We start from the raw sequence: 15,806 nt of genomic DNA, 5'->3' as shown, positions 1-15,806 counted from the left end.
GTCACCAATCCGTCATAGAGCCGTCGCGGCGCCGGGCGACCGGGAGATAGGCCTGCTCGTACGGATATTGCTCCGCGAGTTCCTCGTTCATGCTTACTCCGATGCCCGGAACGTCGCCGGGGGTGAGGTGCCCGTCCGAGAACGACCACGCGTGGGGGAAGACCTCGCTGACGAGCGGGTCGTAACCCATGTATTCCTGGATTCCGAAGTTCGGCGTCGCGAGACCGAGGTGCAGACTCGCTCCCAGGGAGATCGGCGAGACGTCCGACGGGCCGTGCGGTCCGCCGCGAATCTGGTACACCTCGGCGAGCGCGAAGATCTTGCGAACGTGGCTGATTCCGCCCGCGTGGACGATGGCCACCCGGATGAAGTCGATCAGCTGTTCGGTGATCAGGTGCTGGCAATCCCAGATCGTGTTGAAGACCTCCCCGATCGCCAGGGGTGTGGTGGTGTGGTTGCGCACCAGGCGCAGTGCGTCCTGGTTCTCGGCCGGCGTGACGTCCTCGAGCCAGAACAGGTCCACGTGTTCGACCGACTTCCCCAGCCGCGCGGCCTGCTGCGGGGTGAGCCGATGGTGGGCGTCGTGGAGCAATTTGAGTTCGGGGCCGACGTGTTCACGGACGGCTTCGAGGATCCGGGGTGCATGGTTGAGGTACGCGTCGGTGTCCCACACTTCCTCGACCGGCAGGGCGCCGCGACTCGCGGGCTCGTATCCGGCGGCGCCCTGGTGCACGCCGTACACCGAATCCAGTCCGGGTACCCCGGACTGCACTCGAATCGCCTGGAAGCCCGTCGCGCGCGTGGCGTCGACCGAGTCGAGCAACGCGGGCGCGTCCCACCCGGTTGCGTGGGTGTAGGAGAGCACCCGGTCGCGGACGGCACCGCCGAGCAGCTGGTAGACGGGCTGACCGAGGGTCTTGCCCTTGATGTCCCAGAGGGCGACGTCGACGGCTCCGATCGCGGCCATCGTGACGGGCCCGCGCCGCCAGTACACGCCGCGGTAGAGGTACTGCCAGGTGTCCTCGATCCGCGCCGCGTCACGCCCGATCAGCAGGGGCGCCACATGGTCCCGGAGATACGACGCGACGGACAGTTCACGGCCGTTGAGCGTGGCGTCACCGTAGCCGACGACGCCGTCGGCCGTGGTGATCTTGAGGGTGACGAAGTTGCGGGTGGGGCTGCAGACCAGCACGTCCGCGGAGATGATCTTGTCGGTCATGCCCGTGATCCTTTCGAGCCGACCGCGGGTGCGACGACGTTGCGCAGTTGCTCACCGCGAGCGAGTCGAGTGATGTTGTCGGCGATGTCGTCGACGCGGCCGACGAAAGTCTGCTGTGAGACTCCGGAAGAATGCGGTGTCATCAGGATGTTGGGGAGTTCGGAGAACGGCAGAGCGCTGGGCCTCCCGCGACCGTCGGGTCCGGGATAGTCGTACCAGACGTCGATGGCCGCAGCGGCGATGGTCGACGAGGACAGTGCGTCGAACAGGGCCTGCTCCTGGACGAGAGGTCCGCGGCCCACATTCACCAGCACACCGTCGCTGCCGAGTGCGCGCAATTCGTCGGCGCCGATCATCCCCCGCGTCCGGTCGTCGAGCGGTGCGGACACCACGACGACATCGGATTCGACGAGGAGACGCCCGAGCTGGGACACGTCGGCCGCCCAGTCCAGTCCCGCACTCGGCGCGTCGACGTTGCCACGACCGGTCACGGCCGCTCCTGTCGCGCCGAATGCTCGGAACAGAGTCCACGTGGCATGGCCGATGTGGCCGAATCCCACGAAGCCCACCCGCGCGCCCTGCAGCGAATTCGACTGCGTGAGAAGGTCGTCGTAGACCGAGGTCGCCCAGACGCCCTGCCGGAGCGCCGTGTCCTGCGCGACGAAGCCGCGCCGGAGCATCACCGCGGCCGCCACGACGTATTCGGCGATCGACTTCTCGTGATGGAAGGTGTTCGCCACCAGCACGTCCGGTGCCAGGGCATCGAACGCGATGTTGTCCGTGCCGGCACCGGCGACGTGGACGAGACGCAGCCGCTCTGCAGCCGACGCCATGGACGGTGTGAACTTTCCCCCGACGTAGACGTCGGCGTCGCGCAGATCGTCGATCAGGGCGGCCTCGTCGAAGCTGTCGTGCCAGGACAACCGTGCATCGGACGGAACTGCGGCCTCGAGCCGGGGTCGGTGCGGGATCAGGTTGCTGTCGGCAACAACGATTTTCATCTAGCGGCTCTCTTTTCCGGGGCGAAACACCCGATCGTGCGCCGGTCCGGCCGAAGCCCGGACGACCAGTTGAGTGGGGAGATGGATTTCTCGGATATCGGAGTCCGGCTCGTTCGCGCGCTGGAACACCAGGTCCAGACTCAGCACGCCGGCTCGCGCCATCGGCACATTGATGCTTGTGAGCGCGGGGCTGGCGAGTTCGGCCAGCGGCGAGTCGTCGATGCCGACGACGCTCAGGTCCGCTGGCACCGAGAAGCCCATTGCGCGGACGCCGTTCATCACTCCGATGGCCATCGGATCGTTGTGCGTGATCACGGCGCTCGCGCCCGTCGCGATCACGCTCGCCGCTGCGGCGTGACCACCCGCGAGGGTTTCCTGCTGCCAGCCGAGCAGACTCAGCTGCACGTCGCGGGCCTTGCAGAATTCCTCGACCGCGGCGACGCGGCGCTGGTTCGACCAGGATTGAGGCGAGCCCTGGACATACGCGAGGTGCTCGTGTCCGAGGGCGACGAGGTAGTCGATGGCCTGGCGAATTCCGTCTTCCGAATCCGCCACGATGCAATCGCATTCGGGTGACGAGCGGTTGACGAGCACCAGGGGGGTGTCGCCGGCGAGCTGCACGATGTCCGATGCGGGCAGCCGTGGAGCGCAGACCACGAGTGCGTCGACGCGCCCCTGCAACTCGCCGAGAACCTCACGCTCACGGTCGGCGCTGCCGTCGGTGTCGGTGAGGAGCACGGTCTGGCGCCGGTGCCACCCCTGCGCCTGCGCCGCCTTCACGAAGCTCGCGAACACGGTGTGCCCGATGTCGGGTACCACGACCGCGACGGTGGTGGCGGTGGGGCGCACGACGTCGGTGCGGGTCGGTGACGCCGCCCGGTAGCCGATCTCGTCGGCGACCGCGATGATCCGCGCGAGCGTGTCCGGTCCGATCCGGTCCGGGGCACTGAATGCCCGTGACGCGGTGGACAGGGATACCCCTGCGCGTTGTGCGACCTCGGTCAGGGTGGGTGCCACGGTGCTACCGCCTCGCTGTTCGTTGTGACTGCCGACACACACTATCCACCTGCTTGCGCAAGGTTGTCAATAGTTGCGCAAGGCTTGCAGCAAGCCGTGTGCGTCGTGCGAGTTCACACGTCCAGGAGCGACAACTGCCGATCGGATTCGAACAGCGCGGCCCGGTCGAACGTGGACGTCGAGGCCAGTAGTTCGTCCGCACCGGTACGCGCGGCCAGGGCCTCGAGCGCGACCCTCACCTGCTCGGCGGTGCCGTGAATGGAGTTCGCGATCGAGGCGTCGACCTGTTCGCGCAGCCGCGGAGTCCACGCCTGCCCCCGGATGTCCGCGACCGATTCGAGCGGCGGGAACTCGCCGGTCCGGCTCGACTGTGCCAGCGCCCACGCCTCCGGAAGCAGCAGTTCACGGGCCCGGTCTGCGTCCTCGGCGATCATCACCTCCAGCGAGACGACCACGTACGGGGACCGGTTTCCGGCGGACGGGACGAAGCTGTCGCGGTACCGGTCCAGTTCCGGGACGTTGGCGCCCGACCCTCCGAGTACCGGACCACCGACCACCACCGGCAGACCGGCCTTCGCGGCGAAGTCGAGCCCGCGCCGGGTAGCGAGAACGAACATCGGCGGTGGACTCGTCACGTGGGGCCGGGCCGTCACGGCGCCCTTGCCCTCGAGGTAGCTCCGCACCTCGTCGAGGTCGCCGGCGAACGTGTCGGGGGCGTTGCGGTCGCGGCGCAGCGCCTCGCGTACCGGCTTCGTGAATCCCAGCGACCGTCCGACGCCCAGGTCGATCCGGCCCGGGTAAATCGCCTCGAGCATCAGGAACTGCTCGGCCACCACGAGGGGCTGGTGGTTCGGCAGCATCACACCACCCGAGCCCAGCCGGATCCGGGCGGTGCGGGCACCGAGGGCCGCGAGCAGCACGGGCGGCGACCCACTCGCGATTCCCGGCACGGCGTGGTGCTCGGCCACCCAGAACCGATGGAACCCCAGTTGCTCGGCATGCACCGCCCGCTCGATCGTCCCGGTCAGCGCGGCAGAGTCCGGCGCACCCCGGCGCGTGCGGGACCGGTCCAGAATCGAGAGTTTCACCCTCGGGGGAACCGCCGTCCTGCCGGCGGTATTTCCTCACCCCGTCCGCACTCGGTGGACGAGTGTGCGCGCTTCGCTGACATACTGACCGCCGCAGGATCCACGATCGCCGGGAGGTCAATGGTGAGCAGCACGGGGACTATGTCGTACTCGCTGGACGTCACGTCGCGGTCCGCAGCGCAGATGCGGGAGTGCGTAGAGTTCTTCAGCGAGCCCGAGCTGGCCCACCTGCCCACGGCCCGCCTCGCGGACGCACTGGAGTCGCTGGCGGAGACGGGCCGCTACGAGCACACCGTGGAGGAACTGGAAGTCGGCTCGCAGCTGGCGTGGCGCAACCACGCCCGGTGCGTCGGTCGTAAGCACTGGCGCACGCTGAAGCTGATCGATGCCCGGCACGTCACCACCGCGGACGAGATTGCGGAGGCGTGCTGGGAGCACCTGCGGGTCGCGACTAACGGCGGCGCCCTGCGCTCGGTCATCACGGTCGGTCCGCTACCGCTGGCGGACGGACGCGAGTACAAGATCGTCAGCCCGCAACTGATCCGGTACGCGGGCTACCGTCACGCGGACGGGACGGTGACCGGGGACCCCGCGCAGGTCGGAATCACCGAGACGGTGACGAAGATGGGGTGGCGGGGTGCAGGTACGCCGTTCGACGTGCTGCCGCTGTTGATCAGCACCCCCGACGAGACGCTGCGCTGGTACGACGTTCCCCCGGACCTGGTCCTCGAGGTCGAGATCGAGCACCCGGACTACGCCTGGTTCGCCGATCTCGGTCTCAAATGGCATGCGGTTCCCGCCGTGTCGAACATGAGCTTCTCGGTCGGCGGGCTGACCTACCCCCTCGCCCCGTTCAGCGGGTGGTACGTGAGCACGGAGGTCGGGGCCCGCAACCTCAGCGACCAGGATCGATACGACATGCTGCCCGCCATCGCCGAACGGCTGTGCCTGGACACGACGTCGGAGCGAACGCTGTGGCGCGACCGCGCACTGGTCGAACTGAACCGCGCCGTGATCCACAGTTACCGGCAGGCCGGTGTGCACATGGTCGACCATCACACCGTTGCCAAGCAGTTCATCAGCCACGTCGAACGCGAAGAGTCACTCGGCCGGAAATGCCCGACGGACTGGTCGTGGATCAACCCGCCGATGTCGGCGGCGCTGACCCCCACGTTCCACCGGCTCTACGACGCACCCGACATGGACATCCGCCCGAACTTTCTCCCGGCCGCCAGCTCCGGTTGCCCGATCTCCGGTCAGCCGCGGTAGGGCGGGGCCACGCCCCAACCCCAGTGCGGGACGGGTGCGTGCTCGACCACCTCGGCACCGGGGCTCGAGTTCTGCAGCGCGAGTCTGGTCCCCCACTCGACGTAGGCCATGAATGCGGAACGGAATTCGGGATCCGACGGGAGGTCGGCGTCGTCGGCGGCGAGGCTCATCGTTGCCGCGAAGCGGTGCCGCTGCTCCGGGCTGATGGCGAGGCCGATGTGGTGGCGCAACATTCGTTCATATCCGCCGAGTTGTTCGGTGTAGCCCGGCGGGCCGCCGAACACCTCGCACCACCACAGCGTCACGTTGCGGCGATGCTCCTCGTGCACTCCGCCGGGGAACATCGGCGACAACAGTTCGTCGCCCTCCACCCGGTCGTAGAAGGCGTCGATCAGCCGCCGGAACGACTGCTCACCGCCCGCCCACTCGTACAGGGACGGTGTTTCCTGATCACTCATGGGAGCTCCCGATTTCCGTCATCTGTCCATTACAATACACATCAGTATTGGATTGAAAAGAGGATCGAGCATGAGTGTGGCCGGGCGTAGTCGCGACACCGATATCGACACTCGCGTGCTGAGAGTGGCGGGAAGGCAATTGGCCCGGGCCGGATACGACGCGATGTCGATCGCGGCGATCGCCGCGGAGGCCGGCACCACCCGACAGGCGCTGTACCGGCGGTGGGCGTCGAAGTCGGAGCTCGCCGCGGCAGTCGTGGCGCAGCTGGCCGACGAACAGTCGGGGCGGTCGTCGGCCGATCCCTTCGGGGATCTGGTCCGCGAGCTGACCGACTTCCAGCAGGGGGTGTCGCGGAGCGGCCGGTTGTCGCTCGTCGGCACGATGCTGCAGGACACGACGGACGCCGACGTCCGCGCCCAGTACCGTGCCCGGGTGGTGGCGCCGCGCCGGCGCCGCATCCGCGACATCCTGGACCGCGCCGCCGAACTGGAGCTGATCGACGCCGACGCCGATCTCGACGTCGCCGTCACCATGACCACCGGCAGTTGGTACGGCCGGGCGCTGGCCGGTGGTCGCCCACCCGCCGACTGGCCTGCCCGGACCGCGACACTGATCTGGCGGGCCGTCGGCGGGGTGCCGCCGACCTGACGCTATTGCTACGCCGTCGACGCGTTCGTCGACCGCCGGTCCCCCATGTTCCGTGACATCAGGACGCCGATGAGGAGGAGAACGCCGGCGACGGCGATGAACCAGCCCGTGCGGTGCAGTCCGTCGTCGCCGATGACGTGACCGGCGGTGGTCTGCAGCACGACGGCCGACAGGTTCGCTCCGATGTACTGCACGGTGCGGTACATCCCGATCGCCGTGCCCACTTCCTCGACGGACGTGACCGAGCTGATCAGGTTCTGATTGCCGATATTGTTGAATCCATTGGGAATTCCCAGTACTGCGGCCACCAGGAGTAGCACGACGATCGGGGCCGTACTGCTCTCCACCGACGCCAGGAGCAGTCCTCCCACCAGGAGCGCACACGTTCCGACGGTGAGCGTTCGGCGCACCCCGTGCCGCCGATACGTCCGTGACGCGAACAGCGTGGAGCCGATGCCGACGACGGCGACGGGCAGCATCATCAGACCGGCTTCGGTGGCGCTCATTCCGCGGGAGTACTGCAGCCACTGCGGGATGCCGAAGAAGATGCAGTAGAACGCCGTGTAGGTGAGGAGGGTGCGGGCGAGTGTGGCGCTGAGCGCACGGTTCCGGGCCAGGGCCCGAACGTCGATGAACGGTTCGTCCGCGCGTCGTTCCCAGTGGATGAACAGGGCGAACACCAGAGCCCACACCGGGATCAGCCACCAGACGGGATCGGTGGTGAGCGACAGCAGGAACAGCATCGTCGACGAGACGAGCCCGAGGAACAGCAGGACCCCGGCCACGTCGAGCGCGTGCAGCAGTTGCCGACCGCTGACCGAGATGCCGCCGACGAATCCGACCTTCGCGAATTTCGTGACCGCCACCGCGCTGAACGCGACGATCGGCAGGTTGATCCACATGATCGACTGCCAGCCGAACGCCCCGACGAGCAGTCCGCCGAGCGTCGGGCCCAGTGCCACGACAGCCTGGCTGCAGATCGCGAGGGTCGTGATCGCGGTGCGCGGCTGCGCGCCGTGTCGTTCCGCGTATCCGCGAATCATCGTCATCGCATTGGGATACTGTGTGGCGGTTCCGATTCCGACGAGGATGCGGGAGAAGATGAGCCAGCCGACGCTGGGTGCGAGCAGACCGGCGATCGAGCCCAGCGCCACCAGGGCGAGGCCCCCGAGGTAGACCTTCCGGGCGCCGAGCAGCGCGCCGAGCTTGCCTGCCATCGGGGCGGTCACGGCCGTGGCGATGTAGAGCCCCGAGATCACCCATGCGATCCCGGACGAGGAGCCGAACTGGGCGGCGATCCCGACGATCGCCACCGCGATCATCGACGAGTTCAGCGGTTGAAGGATGCTCCCGGTGGCGACGGAGCCGCTGACCCGGAACGGTACGGACGGGGACTTCTGCGCGAGGCCGGCATCGGCGACGGTCGCGCTCACGAGTTCATCAGTGACTCCTGCGGCGCCGGCTCGGGAGTTCCGGCGAGCCGGCGGAGTAGCCGTCCGGCGATGAAGAGGAGGTCACGTTCGGCGTCGGTGCATTCGGCGGCGAGTGCGGCCGTCAGCCACTCGCTACGCCGCGACCGATCGTCGACGAGCGTCTGCAAACCCAGCGCGGTGACCGCGACGATGCTCGCGCGCGCATCGTGGGGGTCCACGGTCCGGGAGACCATTCCGGACTCCTCGAGGATCGAGACGGTCCGCGCGATGGACTGCGGCGCGACCTGCTCGAGATCGGCGAGAGCGCGTGCGCTCATCGGACCTTCCCGGTCGAGGTGCGCGAGGGCTTGGAGTTGTGAGGGGGTGAGCAGGTGCCCGGAGCGCTGGGTTCGGATACGTCGGTTGAACAGAACGACGTCCTCGCGGAGCTGATCGACCTTCTGGTCCATGTGGCTGCCTCCCTCTCACTGGTCAGGTTCATTAGCCAGTCTAGCTGTTTTATTTGCATTCCTCAATGATTCATCTACCGCGGATAATGGTTGTTCTGAGGCCGAATTTCATCAGCACTGCTGTCTAATGGTCGCGGGGAGGCGTCGCGCGCTCGAATTCCTGCAGGTAGGGCGAGCGGGGCGGGTGTCTCACAGGAACCTCCGAGGCGATCGCTGGCAGTATGAGGACGGCGAGCGCTGATCCAGATCCGAAAGAAGGTGGTCGTGACTCTTCGCACACGGACAGCCGGCATTGTCGCGGTGGTGGCCATGACGTTCCTGGCAACGGCATGCACCATCGGAGACACCGGCACCTCGGAACCCCCGACCACCTCCCAGTCCGCGCCCGCCTCGATTGCCGTCCCCGCCGCCGACGGGGCGCCGATCAACCCGACCACCCCGATCGTGGCGACCGCGACGGGCGGCCGGCTGACGGCCGTGACCGTCACGAATCCCGCGGAGCAGAACACACCGGTCGCCGGAAACCTCACGCCCGACGGCACGAACTGGACGAGCAGCCAACCGCTGGCCTACGGCTCCACGTACACAGTCGTCGCGGACGCGGTCAACCCCGACGGCGCCCCGGTCGAGCAGACCTTCACCGTCACGACGTTGACGCCCGGCACCACCGCGTACGCGAACGTCGTCCCGGCACCCGAGGTCGTCGCGGACACCGGGATCGGCGTCGGCCAGCCGATGGTCTTCCAATTCACCGCACCGGTCGTGAACAAGGCCGAGGTGCAGCAGCGACTGCAGGTGACGACGACACCGCCGCAGCCCGGCGCCTGGTACTGGACCGACGACCAGAACGCGCACTACCGAGCGGCGGGATACTGGGCGCCCGGCACCAAGATCCACATCGAGGCCGACGTGTACGGCGTCGATCTGGGCGACGGGATCTTCGGCGCCGAGAACAACGCTGCCGACTACACCGTGCACGACTCGTGGGTGGCCAAGGCGGACGGGGCGAGCAAAATGCTCACCGTCTTCCACAACGGCGTCCAGGAGAACGCGATGCCGATGAGTCTCGGCACCCCCGACCACCCCTCGCACGAGGGTCCGCACGTGATCTCCGACAAGCAGCAGAGCATCATCATGGACTCCTGCACGTACGGGGTCTGCGCCGGCGATCCCGACTACTACCGCGAAAAGGTAGATCTCAACCTGCGGATCTCCAACGACGGCGAGTTCGTCCACTCGGCGCCGTGGTCGGTGGGTGATCAGGGCAGCAGCAACGTCTCCCACGGCTGCGTCAACCTGGCACCCGCCAACGCCCAGTGGATGTTCGACCATTTCGGTATCGGCGATGTCGTCGAGATCACCAACTCGGGCGGACCGCTCCTGCCCGTGTGGGACACGTACGGTGACTGGGAGGTCCCGTGGGATCAGTGGCAGGCAGGTAACGCAACGGGATAGGAGGCGCTCGTGAATTCACCATCCGCGGAATGTGTCACGCAGTTGAAGGCGGTCCTCCCGCACCGGGTTCATCTGCCGGACACCCGCGACTACCGCACCGCGCTGGGCAGAGTGTTCTTTCCCGATGCCGCGAGACGCCGGCCGTCCTGCGTCGTCCAACCGGTGTCCGTGGAGGAAGTCTCCACCGTCATGAGGGTCGCGCATCGGACGGGCGGCACCGTCACCGTCCGCGGCGGCGGGCTGAGTTCCAACTGCGTCGCCGACGATGCCGTCATGCTCGACCTGTCGGCGCACCTGAACACGGCCCGACCCGAAGACGACCGGGTGGTCGTCGCCGGCGGCGCCACCGTGGGAACCATGCTGGACGCCCTCGCACCCACCGGCCGCGTGGTTCCGGTGGGGATCGTGGACCACGCCGGATTCGGACTCGTCACCCGCGGCGGCGTCGGATACCTCACGCGCAGTCTGGGATTGACGATCGATCAGCTCGTCGAGGCCGAACTGGTGCTTCCGTCCGGCGAGGTCGTCCACCTGTCCGATGCCAGCACCGGTGACGAAGCGGACCTGTGGTGGGCGGTCCGGGGATGCGCACCATGCTTCGGCGTCGTCACGTCGGCGGTGCTGCGCACACACCCGGTGGGTCCGGTGTGGGTCGACCGGATGGTGCTCGGACTCGAAGCGCTCGCCACCTACTTCCGTGTCGCACCGACGCTTCCGCGGGACACGACGATGGGCGCGGTACTCGGTTACAGCGCCCTGTCTCCCGACGAGCCCGTCCTCTTCGTGTACACCGCGTGCGCGAGCGGGGACGAATCCGCCATCGACCGCGCCCGATCCGCCGCCACCACGGTCGCCGACGTGTCGGGCACCGTGCTGTACCGATCCGAGACGTCCGGCACGTACCTCACCGGGTTGCCCGAATTCGCGCCGCCCGGCCCCGACGGCGAAGAACCGGAACCGATCCGGCTGCCCGAACCGGGCGAGCGCCGAGGGTCGTTCTTCGGGAAGGCCGTCTTCACCGGACCGACCCTCGACTCCGAACTCGCGGAGGCCCTGGCCACCCAGATCCGAGGGGCGCCGACGCGGGAATGTCGTATCGACTTCCAGCACACCGGCGGCGCCCTCGCCGACGTCGGTGACGGCGACACCGCATTCTGGGGCCGAAGCGGCGAGTGGAACATCCCGCTCAACGCCATCTGGTCCGACCCCTACGACGGAGCCGCCTGCCTGTCGTGGGCCGGCGGCACCCTCGACGCGCTCGCACCCCACACGATCGGCGTCTACAGCGTCGAAGTCCGGCCCGGCTTCCCCGAGACCGGAGCCGAGATCGACGCGGCCTACGGTGGAAACCTTCGCCGACTGCGCGAACTGCGGCAGAGGCACGATCCGATGGGGGTGCTGACGCACTATCCGCTCTAGGACATGCCCTAGTCGCCGATCCGCTCCCCCGTCTCCGGGTGGAACAGGTGGACCGCTCCGTCCCGCTTGCGCAGGGACACCGTGTCGGCCAGCCGCGCGGGGGTGCGGGTCAGTGACCGGGCGGTGAGTTGTGTACCGTCACCGGCGATGTGGGTGTGGACGTAGGATTCACTCCCGAGTTCCTCTACCAGGTCCACGATCACCTCGATCCCACCGTCCCCGGTCGACAACTCCAGCTGCTCGGGGCGCACACCGACCGTGACGGTCTCCAATCCGGCCGCGTGCAGCGCCGACAGCTGGTTGCGTTCGAGCGCGAGCGTCGAGTTCCCCAGGCGCACGCCGTCGCTGACGATGGGCATGGTCATCAGATTCATGGCGGGCGAACCGATGAAGCCGGCGACGAACGCGTTCTTCGGGCGATCGTAGAGTTCGGTGGGAGCCGAGAACTGCTGCAGCTTGCCGTTCTTGAGGACGGCCACCCGGTCACCCATGGTCATGGCCTCGACCTGGTCGTGGGTGACGTACACGGTGGTGGTGCCGAGCCGGCGCTGCAGCGCCGCGATCTGCGTGCGGGTCTGGACGCGCAGCTTGGCGTCGAGGTTCGACAGGGGCTCGTCCATGCAGAACACCTGCGGCTCCCGCACGATCGCCCGGCCCATCGCCACCCGCTGGCGCTGACCGCCGGACAGCTTGCCGGGCTTACGATCGAGGTAGTCGGTCAGGTCGAGCAGCTTGGCGGCATCGGCCACCTTCTTCTTCCGTTCCTCCACCCCGACCCCGCGCATCTTCAGAGCGAAGCCCATGTTCTCGCCCACCGTCTTATTGGGATAGAGGGCGTAGTTCTGGAACACCATCGCGATGTCACGGTCCTTCGACGGAACACCCACCATGTCCTTGCCACCGATCTCGATGGTGCCCTCGTCGATGTCCTCGAGGCCGGCGAGCATCCGCAGTGCGGTGCTCTTGCCGGAGCCGGACGGTCCGACGAGGACGATGAACTCGCCGTCTTCGATGTCGAGGTCGAGCGTATCGACCGCCAGCGTGTCGGCGTTCTCGTAGATGCAGGATGCGCCCTTGTACTCGATGTCAGCCATGATTGCTCCTCTTGTGGGTACCGAAGTCGGGGGAAGTGGTTGCCGGGGTGATCATTTGATCGCACCGAAGGACAGGCCGCGGACCAGCTTGTTCTGTGCGACCCAGCCGGCCAGGATGACCGGGAGCGCCGCCAGCGTCGCCGCTGCCGACAGCCGGGCCCAGTACAGGCCCTCACCGGTGATGAAGCCGACGAGGAACACCGGAATGGTCTGTGCCTGAACGGCGGTGAGGTTGACGGCGAAGAAGAATTCGTTCCACGAGAAGATCACGCAGATCAGGGCGGTGGCCGCGATGCCGGGTGACACGAGCGGAAGGATCACCTCGCGCACCGACGTCCACAGGCTCGCGCCGTCCATGCTGGCGGCCTCGAGCAGTTCGCCCGGAACCTCGAGGAAGAACGAACGCATCATCCACACCGCGATGGGCAGGTTCATCGCCGTGTACAGGATGATCAGCGCCCAGATGTTGTCGAGTAAGCCGATGTCGTTGACGATCACGTACAGCGGGATGATCGCGGCGACGATCGGGAGCATCTTCGTGCTGATGAAGAAGAACAGGGCGTCCTTCGTCTTGCGGACCGGTCGCAGCGACAGCGCGAACGCCGCAGGCACACCAAGCACCAGCACGAGGATCGTCGACATGGCGGTCGCGAACGCCGAATTCAGCAGTGCGGTGCCGATTCCGCTGTCGAGGACTGCCTTGAACTGGTCCAGGGTGGGCGTGAAGAACAGTTTCGGCGGAGTCGTGTAGGCGTCGCCCTCCTGCTTGAACGCGGTGAGCACCATCCACGCCACGGGGAAGAAGAAGCCGAGGGCCACGATCCACGCCACCACGCTCCACGGACTGAACTTGCGGTGCTTGCGCGCCCGCTTCGTCTCCGGCGCGGTGGGGGTGGACTCCACCGGCGCCGCCGCAGTGTCGGTACTCATTACGCTGCCTCCTCGTTACCGGTAAAGCTCTTGAAGATCAGGCGCAACGCCAGGGTCGCGACGACGATGGTCGCGATCACGACGATGACGCCCATCGCGGCGGCCTGCCCGATGTCGAAACCGAGGAATGCGCGCTGATAGATGTAGAAGGGGAGGTTGGCACTGGCGGTGCCCGGCCCGCCCTGGGTCATCATGTAGATGGCGTCGAACGTGTTGATCAGGTAGATCGCGCCCAGCACCGCGCCGAGTTCGATGAACCGGCGGAGATGCGGGAGCGTCAGTTCGCGGAACATCGCGATCGGCTTGGCGCCGTCCACCCGTGCCGCCTCGAGGATGTCGCGCGGCATGGACTGCAGACCCGCCAGGATCAGCAGCATCATGAACGGGGTCCACTGCCAGATCAGGTTCACCATGACCGCGGCGAGCGGGAACTTGCTGACCCAGTCGACCTGTCCCACCCCGAACGGGGAGAGGACGAAGTTGACGATGCCGAACACCGGGTCGAACATCGTGGTCTTCCACAGCAGCGCACCGGCGACGGGTGTCACCAGGAACGGGGTGATGAGGAGGGTACGCACGATGCCGCGGCCCAGGAAGGCGCGGTCGAGCAGCAGTGCCAGCAGCAGGCCCAGCACCACCGAGATGATCACGGTCCCGACGATCAGGATCACGGTGTTGACCGCGACCTCACGGAACTGGCTGTCCTGGAACACGTCCACGTAGTTCTGCAGGCCGACGAAAGCCTGGGACCCCGGACGGACCAGGTTCCAGGACTGCGTCGAGTAGTACAGCGTGAACAGGAACGGGATCTGGGTCACCACGATCATGAAGATCAGAGCGGGAAGCAACGGCCCCCGGCGACGCCATCCCTCGGCGCGGGAGACGCTGTCATCCTTGGCCTCCCGCAGTTCCCGCACCCGGTCGGCGGTGCCGTCCGCGGTGGGTTTCTCGGCGATGGTGGTCATCGTTCCTCCCGATAGGTCGCGCCGACCACCTCGGCGTACTGCTGTGCCTGGGCGAGCGCCTCGGGCACGGTCTGCTGGCCTGCGATCGCCGCACTGATCTGCTGGCTTACGCGGGTTCCGAGATCCTGGAACTCCGGGATCGCCAGGAACTGCACGCCGGTGTACGGAACCGGTTGCACGGTGGGCGCATCCGGTGTCGCGTTCTCGATCGCCTCGAGCGTCAGCGGTCCGTAGGCCGCCGAGGCTTCCTTGTACTCGGGAATCTCGTAGGTCGACAGCCGGCTGCCCGGAGGCACCCGCTCCCAGCCCAGATCCTCACCGACCGTGCGTATGTATTGCTTGTCGGTCATCCACGAGATGAACTTCCACGCCGCATCGGGATTCTCGCTGCTCTCGGGGATTCCCAGCGACCAGCTGTACAGCCAGCCGGAGTTGTCCTTCACCTCGATCGGCGCGGGGGCGTACCCGATCTTGCCGACGACGGCGCTCGACGCCGGATCCTCCAGGGTGGACACCGCGGACGTCGAGTCGTACCACATCGCCACCTGGCCCTGGGCCAGCTGTGTGGCGCACTCGCCGAAACCGCTCGTCGCGGCGCCGGGCTCGCCGTACTCGCGCACCAGGTCGACGTAGAACTGCACCGCGCGTTCCACCTCCGGGCTGGTCAGCTGAGCGTTCCAGTCCTCGTCGAACCAGCGGCCACCGAACGTGTTGATGACCGTGTCGAGGGGTGCGAGCAATTCACCCCAGCCCGGCTTGCCGCGTAGGCAGATGCCTGCCATGTCCTCGGAGTCGAGTTGCTTTGCGGCCGCTGCCACCTCGGTCCAGGTCGGCTTCTCCGACAGGGTGATTCCGGCCTGCTCGAACAGGTCCTTGCGGTACATCAGGAACGAGGACTCGCCGTAGAACGGCACCGAGTACATGCTCCCCTCGTAGGACAGCGACTCGCGCAGGGTGGGGATGAAGTCGGCCTCGTCGTAACCCTCCGTCGCCTCGGCGTATTCCGAAAGGTTCTTCAGCCAGCCGTACTTGGCCCACTGCGGGGTCTCGTAGTTGCTGATCATCACGACGTCGAACTCACCGCCACCGGTTGCCGTGGACGCCGTGATCTTCGCGCGCGCCTGGTTCTCCGACAGCGTGACGAACTTCAGGTCGATGTCGGGATTCTCTTCCTCGAACTGCGAGGCGAGCTTCTGCGCATCCTGCATCTGTGAATTGGAGACCATCGCGATGGTGATGGTCTGGTCCGACGCGCCCAGCGATCCGGCGCCTGCACATCCGCTCAGCGTGAGGCAGAGCGCTCCCGCTCCGGCTACCAGCATCGTCGCCGGTTTCCTGTGTTTGTTCACCGATCTTCACC

General features: G+C 67.1%; 15 protein-coding genes. 4 read left to right on the top strand and 11 right to left on the bottom strand.

The annotated features are described in order from the left end of the window. Nucleotide 1: 1 nt before the first annotated feature. The 4 genes from manD to QM693_RS03300 form a co-directional block, all read right to left on the bottom strand. Nucleotides 2–1,219 (bottom strand): D-mannonate dehydratase ManD, encoded by a 1,218-nt coding sequence (gene manD, locus QM693_RS03315; protein ID WP_283351377.1) that lies wholly within the window; start codon nucleotides 1,217–1,219, stop codon nucleotides 2–4. Further along, complete coding sequence (locus QM693_RS03310) at nucleotides 1,216–2,220, bottom strand: 2-hydroxyacid dehydrogenase (protein ID WP_283332074.1); 1,005 nt, start codon at nucleotides 2,218–2,220, stop codon at nucleotides 1,216–1,218. Before QM693_RS03310 ends, manD begins: the two co-directional genes overlap by 4 nt. Continuing rightward, complete coding sequence (locus tag QM693_RS03305; protein ID WP_005250920.1) at nucleotides 2,221–3,237, bottom strand: LacI family DNA-binding transcriptional regulator; 1,017 nt, start codon at nucleotides 3,235–3,237, stop codon at nucleotides 2,221–2,223. It abuts the gene before it with no gap. Between the two features lie 113 nt (nucleotides 3,238–3,350). After that, on the bottom strand, nucleotides 3,351–4,325 hold the full coding sequence (locus QM693_RS03300) for an MsnO8 family LLM class oxidoreductase (RefSeq protein WP_283332075.1): 975 nt from the start codon (nucleotides 4,323–4,325) through the stop codon (nucleotides 3,351–3,353). A 141-nt stretch (nucleotides 4,326–4,466) separates the two neighbouring features. Between QM693_RS03300 and QM693_RS03295 the strand changes: the two genes are divergently transcribed. Continuing rightward, entirely contained in the window at nucleotides 4,467–5,594 is a 1,128-nt protein-coding gene (locus tag QM693_RS03295; RefSeq protein ID WP_283351481.1) for a nitric oxide synthase oxygenase, read from the top strand. Here the strand turns inward: QM693_RS03295 and QM693_RS03290 are convergent. Beyond that, complete coding sequence (locus tag QM693_RS03290) at nucleotides 5,582–6,052, bottom strand: group II truncated hemoglobin (protein ID WP_164060417.1); 471 nt, start codon at nucleotides 6,050–6,052, stop codon at nucleotides 5,582–5,584. The two genes, QM693_RS03295 and QM693_RS03290, sit on opposite strands and share 13 nt — an antisense overlap. A 70-nt stretch (nucleotides 6,053–6,122) precedes the next feature. On the opposite strand from QM693_RS03290, the gene QM693_RS03285 reads away from it, so the two are divergent. Further along, a complete protein-coding gene (locus QM693_RS03285; RefSeq protein ID WP_283351376.1) occupies nucleotides 6,123–6,701 on the top strand; it encodes a helix-turn-helix domain-containing protein in 579 nt (192 codons plus the stop codon). A gap of 8 nt (nucleotides 6,702–6,709) precedes the next feature. Here QM693_RS03285 and QM693_RS03280 read toward each other — a convergent pair whose 3' ends face one another. Together QM693_RS03280 and QM693_RS03275 are read right to left on the bottom strand one after the other, a co-directional pair. Next, a complete protein-coding gene (locus tag QM693_RS03280) occupies nucleotides 6,710–8,134 on the bottom strand; it encodes an MFS transporter (protein ID WP_283351375.1) in 1,425 nt (474 codons plus the stop codon). Next, on the bottom strand, nucleotides 8,131–8,583 hold the full coding sequence (locus tag QM693_RS03275) for a MarR family winged helix-turn-helix transcriptional regulator (RefSeq protein ID WP_280781284.1): 453 nt from the start codon (nucleotides 8,581–8,583) through the stop codon (nucleotides 8,131–8,133). Before QM693_RS03275 ends, QM693_RS03280 begins: the two co-directional genes overlap by 4 nt. A 258-nt stretch (nucleotides 8,584–8,841) precedes the next feature. Here QM693_RS03275 and QM693_RS03270 point away from each other — a divergent pair, with 258 nt between their 5' ends. Continuing rightward, a complete protein-coding gene (locus tag QM693_RS03270; protein ID WP_283351374.1) occupies nucleotides 8,842–10,038 on the top strand; it encodes a L,D-transpeptidase in 1,197 nt (398 codons plus the stop codon). Nucleotides 10,039–10,047: 9 nt separating this feature from the next. Next, the gene (locus QM693_RS03265) at nucleotides 10,048–11,457 is read left to right on the top strand and encodes an FAD-binding oxidoreductase (protein ID WP_283351373.1); all 1,410 of its coding nucleotides are present in this window, start codon (nucleotides 10,048–10,050) and stop codon (nucleotides 11,455–11,457) included. An 8-nt stretch (nucleotides 11,458–11,465) separates the two neighbouring features. On the opposite strand, the gene QM693_RS03260 is transcribed toward QM693_RS03265, so the two are convergent. The 4 genes from QM693_RS03260 to QM693_RS03245 are packed head-to-tail and all read right to left on the bottom strand — an operon-like array spanning nucleotide 11,466 to nucleotide 15,768. Further along, nucleotides 11,466–12,551, bottom strand: a complete 1,086-nt coding sequence (locus QM693_RS03260) for an ABC transporter ATP-binding protein (protein WP_283351372.1) — start codon at nucleotides 12,549–12,551, stop codon at nucleotides 11,466–11,468. Between the two features lie 51 nt (nucleotides 12,552–12,602). Beyond that, nucleotides 12,603–13,481: a carbohydrate ABC transporter permease gene (locus QM693_RS03255; protein ID WP_280781217.1), complete on the bottom strand. Its 879-nt coding sequence runs from the start codon at nucleotides 13,479–13,481 to the stop codon at nucleotides 12,603–12,605. Continuing rightward, nucleotides 13,481–14,446 (bottom strand): carbohydrate ABC transporter permease, encoded by a 966-nt coding sequence (locus QM693_RS03250; RefSeq protein ID WP_283351371.1) that lies wholly within the window; start codon nucleotides 14,444–14,446, stop codon nucleotides 13,481–13,483. The genes QM693_RS03255 and QM693_RS03250 overlap by 1 nt, the downstream gene beginning before the upstream one ends. Then, a complete protein-coding gene (locus QM693_RS03245; protein WP_283351480.1) occupies nucleotides 14,443–15,768 on the bottom strand; it encodes an ABC transporter substrate-binding protein in 1,326 nt (441 codons plus the stop codon). Before QM693_RS03245 ends, QM693_RS03250 begins: the two co-directional genes overlap by 4 nt. Nucleotides 15,769–15,806: the final 38 nt, after the last annotated feature.

The organism is Rhodococcus sp. IEGM 1305 (assembly GCF_030058635.1).
GTDB classification, from domain to species: domain Bacteria; phylum Actinomycetota; class Actinomycetes; order Mycobacteriales; family Mycobacteriaceae; genus Rhodococcus_F; species Rhodococcus_F opacus_D.
Note: the sequence above shows the minus strand (reverse complement) of the source record. Positions and strands in the feature narration are given on the sequence as shown.

Excerpts from the sequence above, each read along its gene's own strand:
- manD (WP_283351377.1), bottom strand. The coding sequence starts at position 1,219 with ATGACCGACAAGATCATCTCCGCGGACGTGCTGGTCTGCAGCCCCACC.
- QM693_RS03310 (WP_283332074.1), bottom strand. The coding sequence starts at position 2,220 with ATGAAAATCGTTGTTGCCGACAGCAACCTGATCCCGCACCGACCCCGG.
- QM693_RS03295 (WP_283351481.1), top strand. The coding sequence starts at position 4,467 with ATGTCGTACTCGCTGGACGTCACGTCGCGGTCCGCAGCGCAGATGCGG.
- QM693_RS03290 (WP_164060417.1), bottom strand. The coding sequence starts at position 6,052 with ATGAGTGATCAGGAAACACCGTCCCTGTACGAGTGGGCGGGCGGTGAG.
- QM693_RS03285 (WP_283351376.1), top strand. The coding sequence starts at position 6,123 with ATGAGTGTGGCCGGGCGTAGTCGCGACACCGATATCGACACTCGCGTG.
- QM693_RS03275 (WP_280781284.1), bottom strand. The coding sequence starts at position 8,583 with ATGGACCAGAAGGTCGATCAGCTCCGCGAGGACGTCGTTCTGTTCAAC.
- QM693_RS03260 (WP_283351372.1), bottom strand. The coding sequence starts at position 12,551 with ATGGCTGACATCGAGTACAAGGGCGCATCCTGCATCTACGAGAACGCC.
- QM693_RS03255 (WP_280781217.1), bottom strand. The coding sequence starts at position 13,481 with ATGAGTACCGACACTGCGGCGGCGCCGGTGGAGTCCACCCCCACCGCG.
- QM693_RS03250 (WP_283351371.1), bottom strand. The coding sequence starts at position 14,446 with ATGACCACCATCGCCGAGAAACCCACCGCGGACGGCACCGCCGACCGG.
- QM693_RS03245 (WP_283351480.1), bottom strand. The coding sequence starts at position 15,768 with ATGCTGGTAGCCGGAGCGGGAGCGCTCTGCCTCACGCTGAGCGGATGT.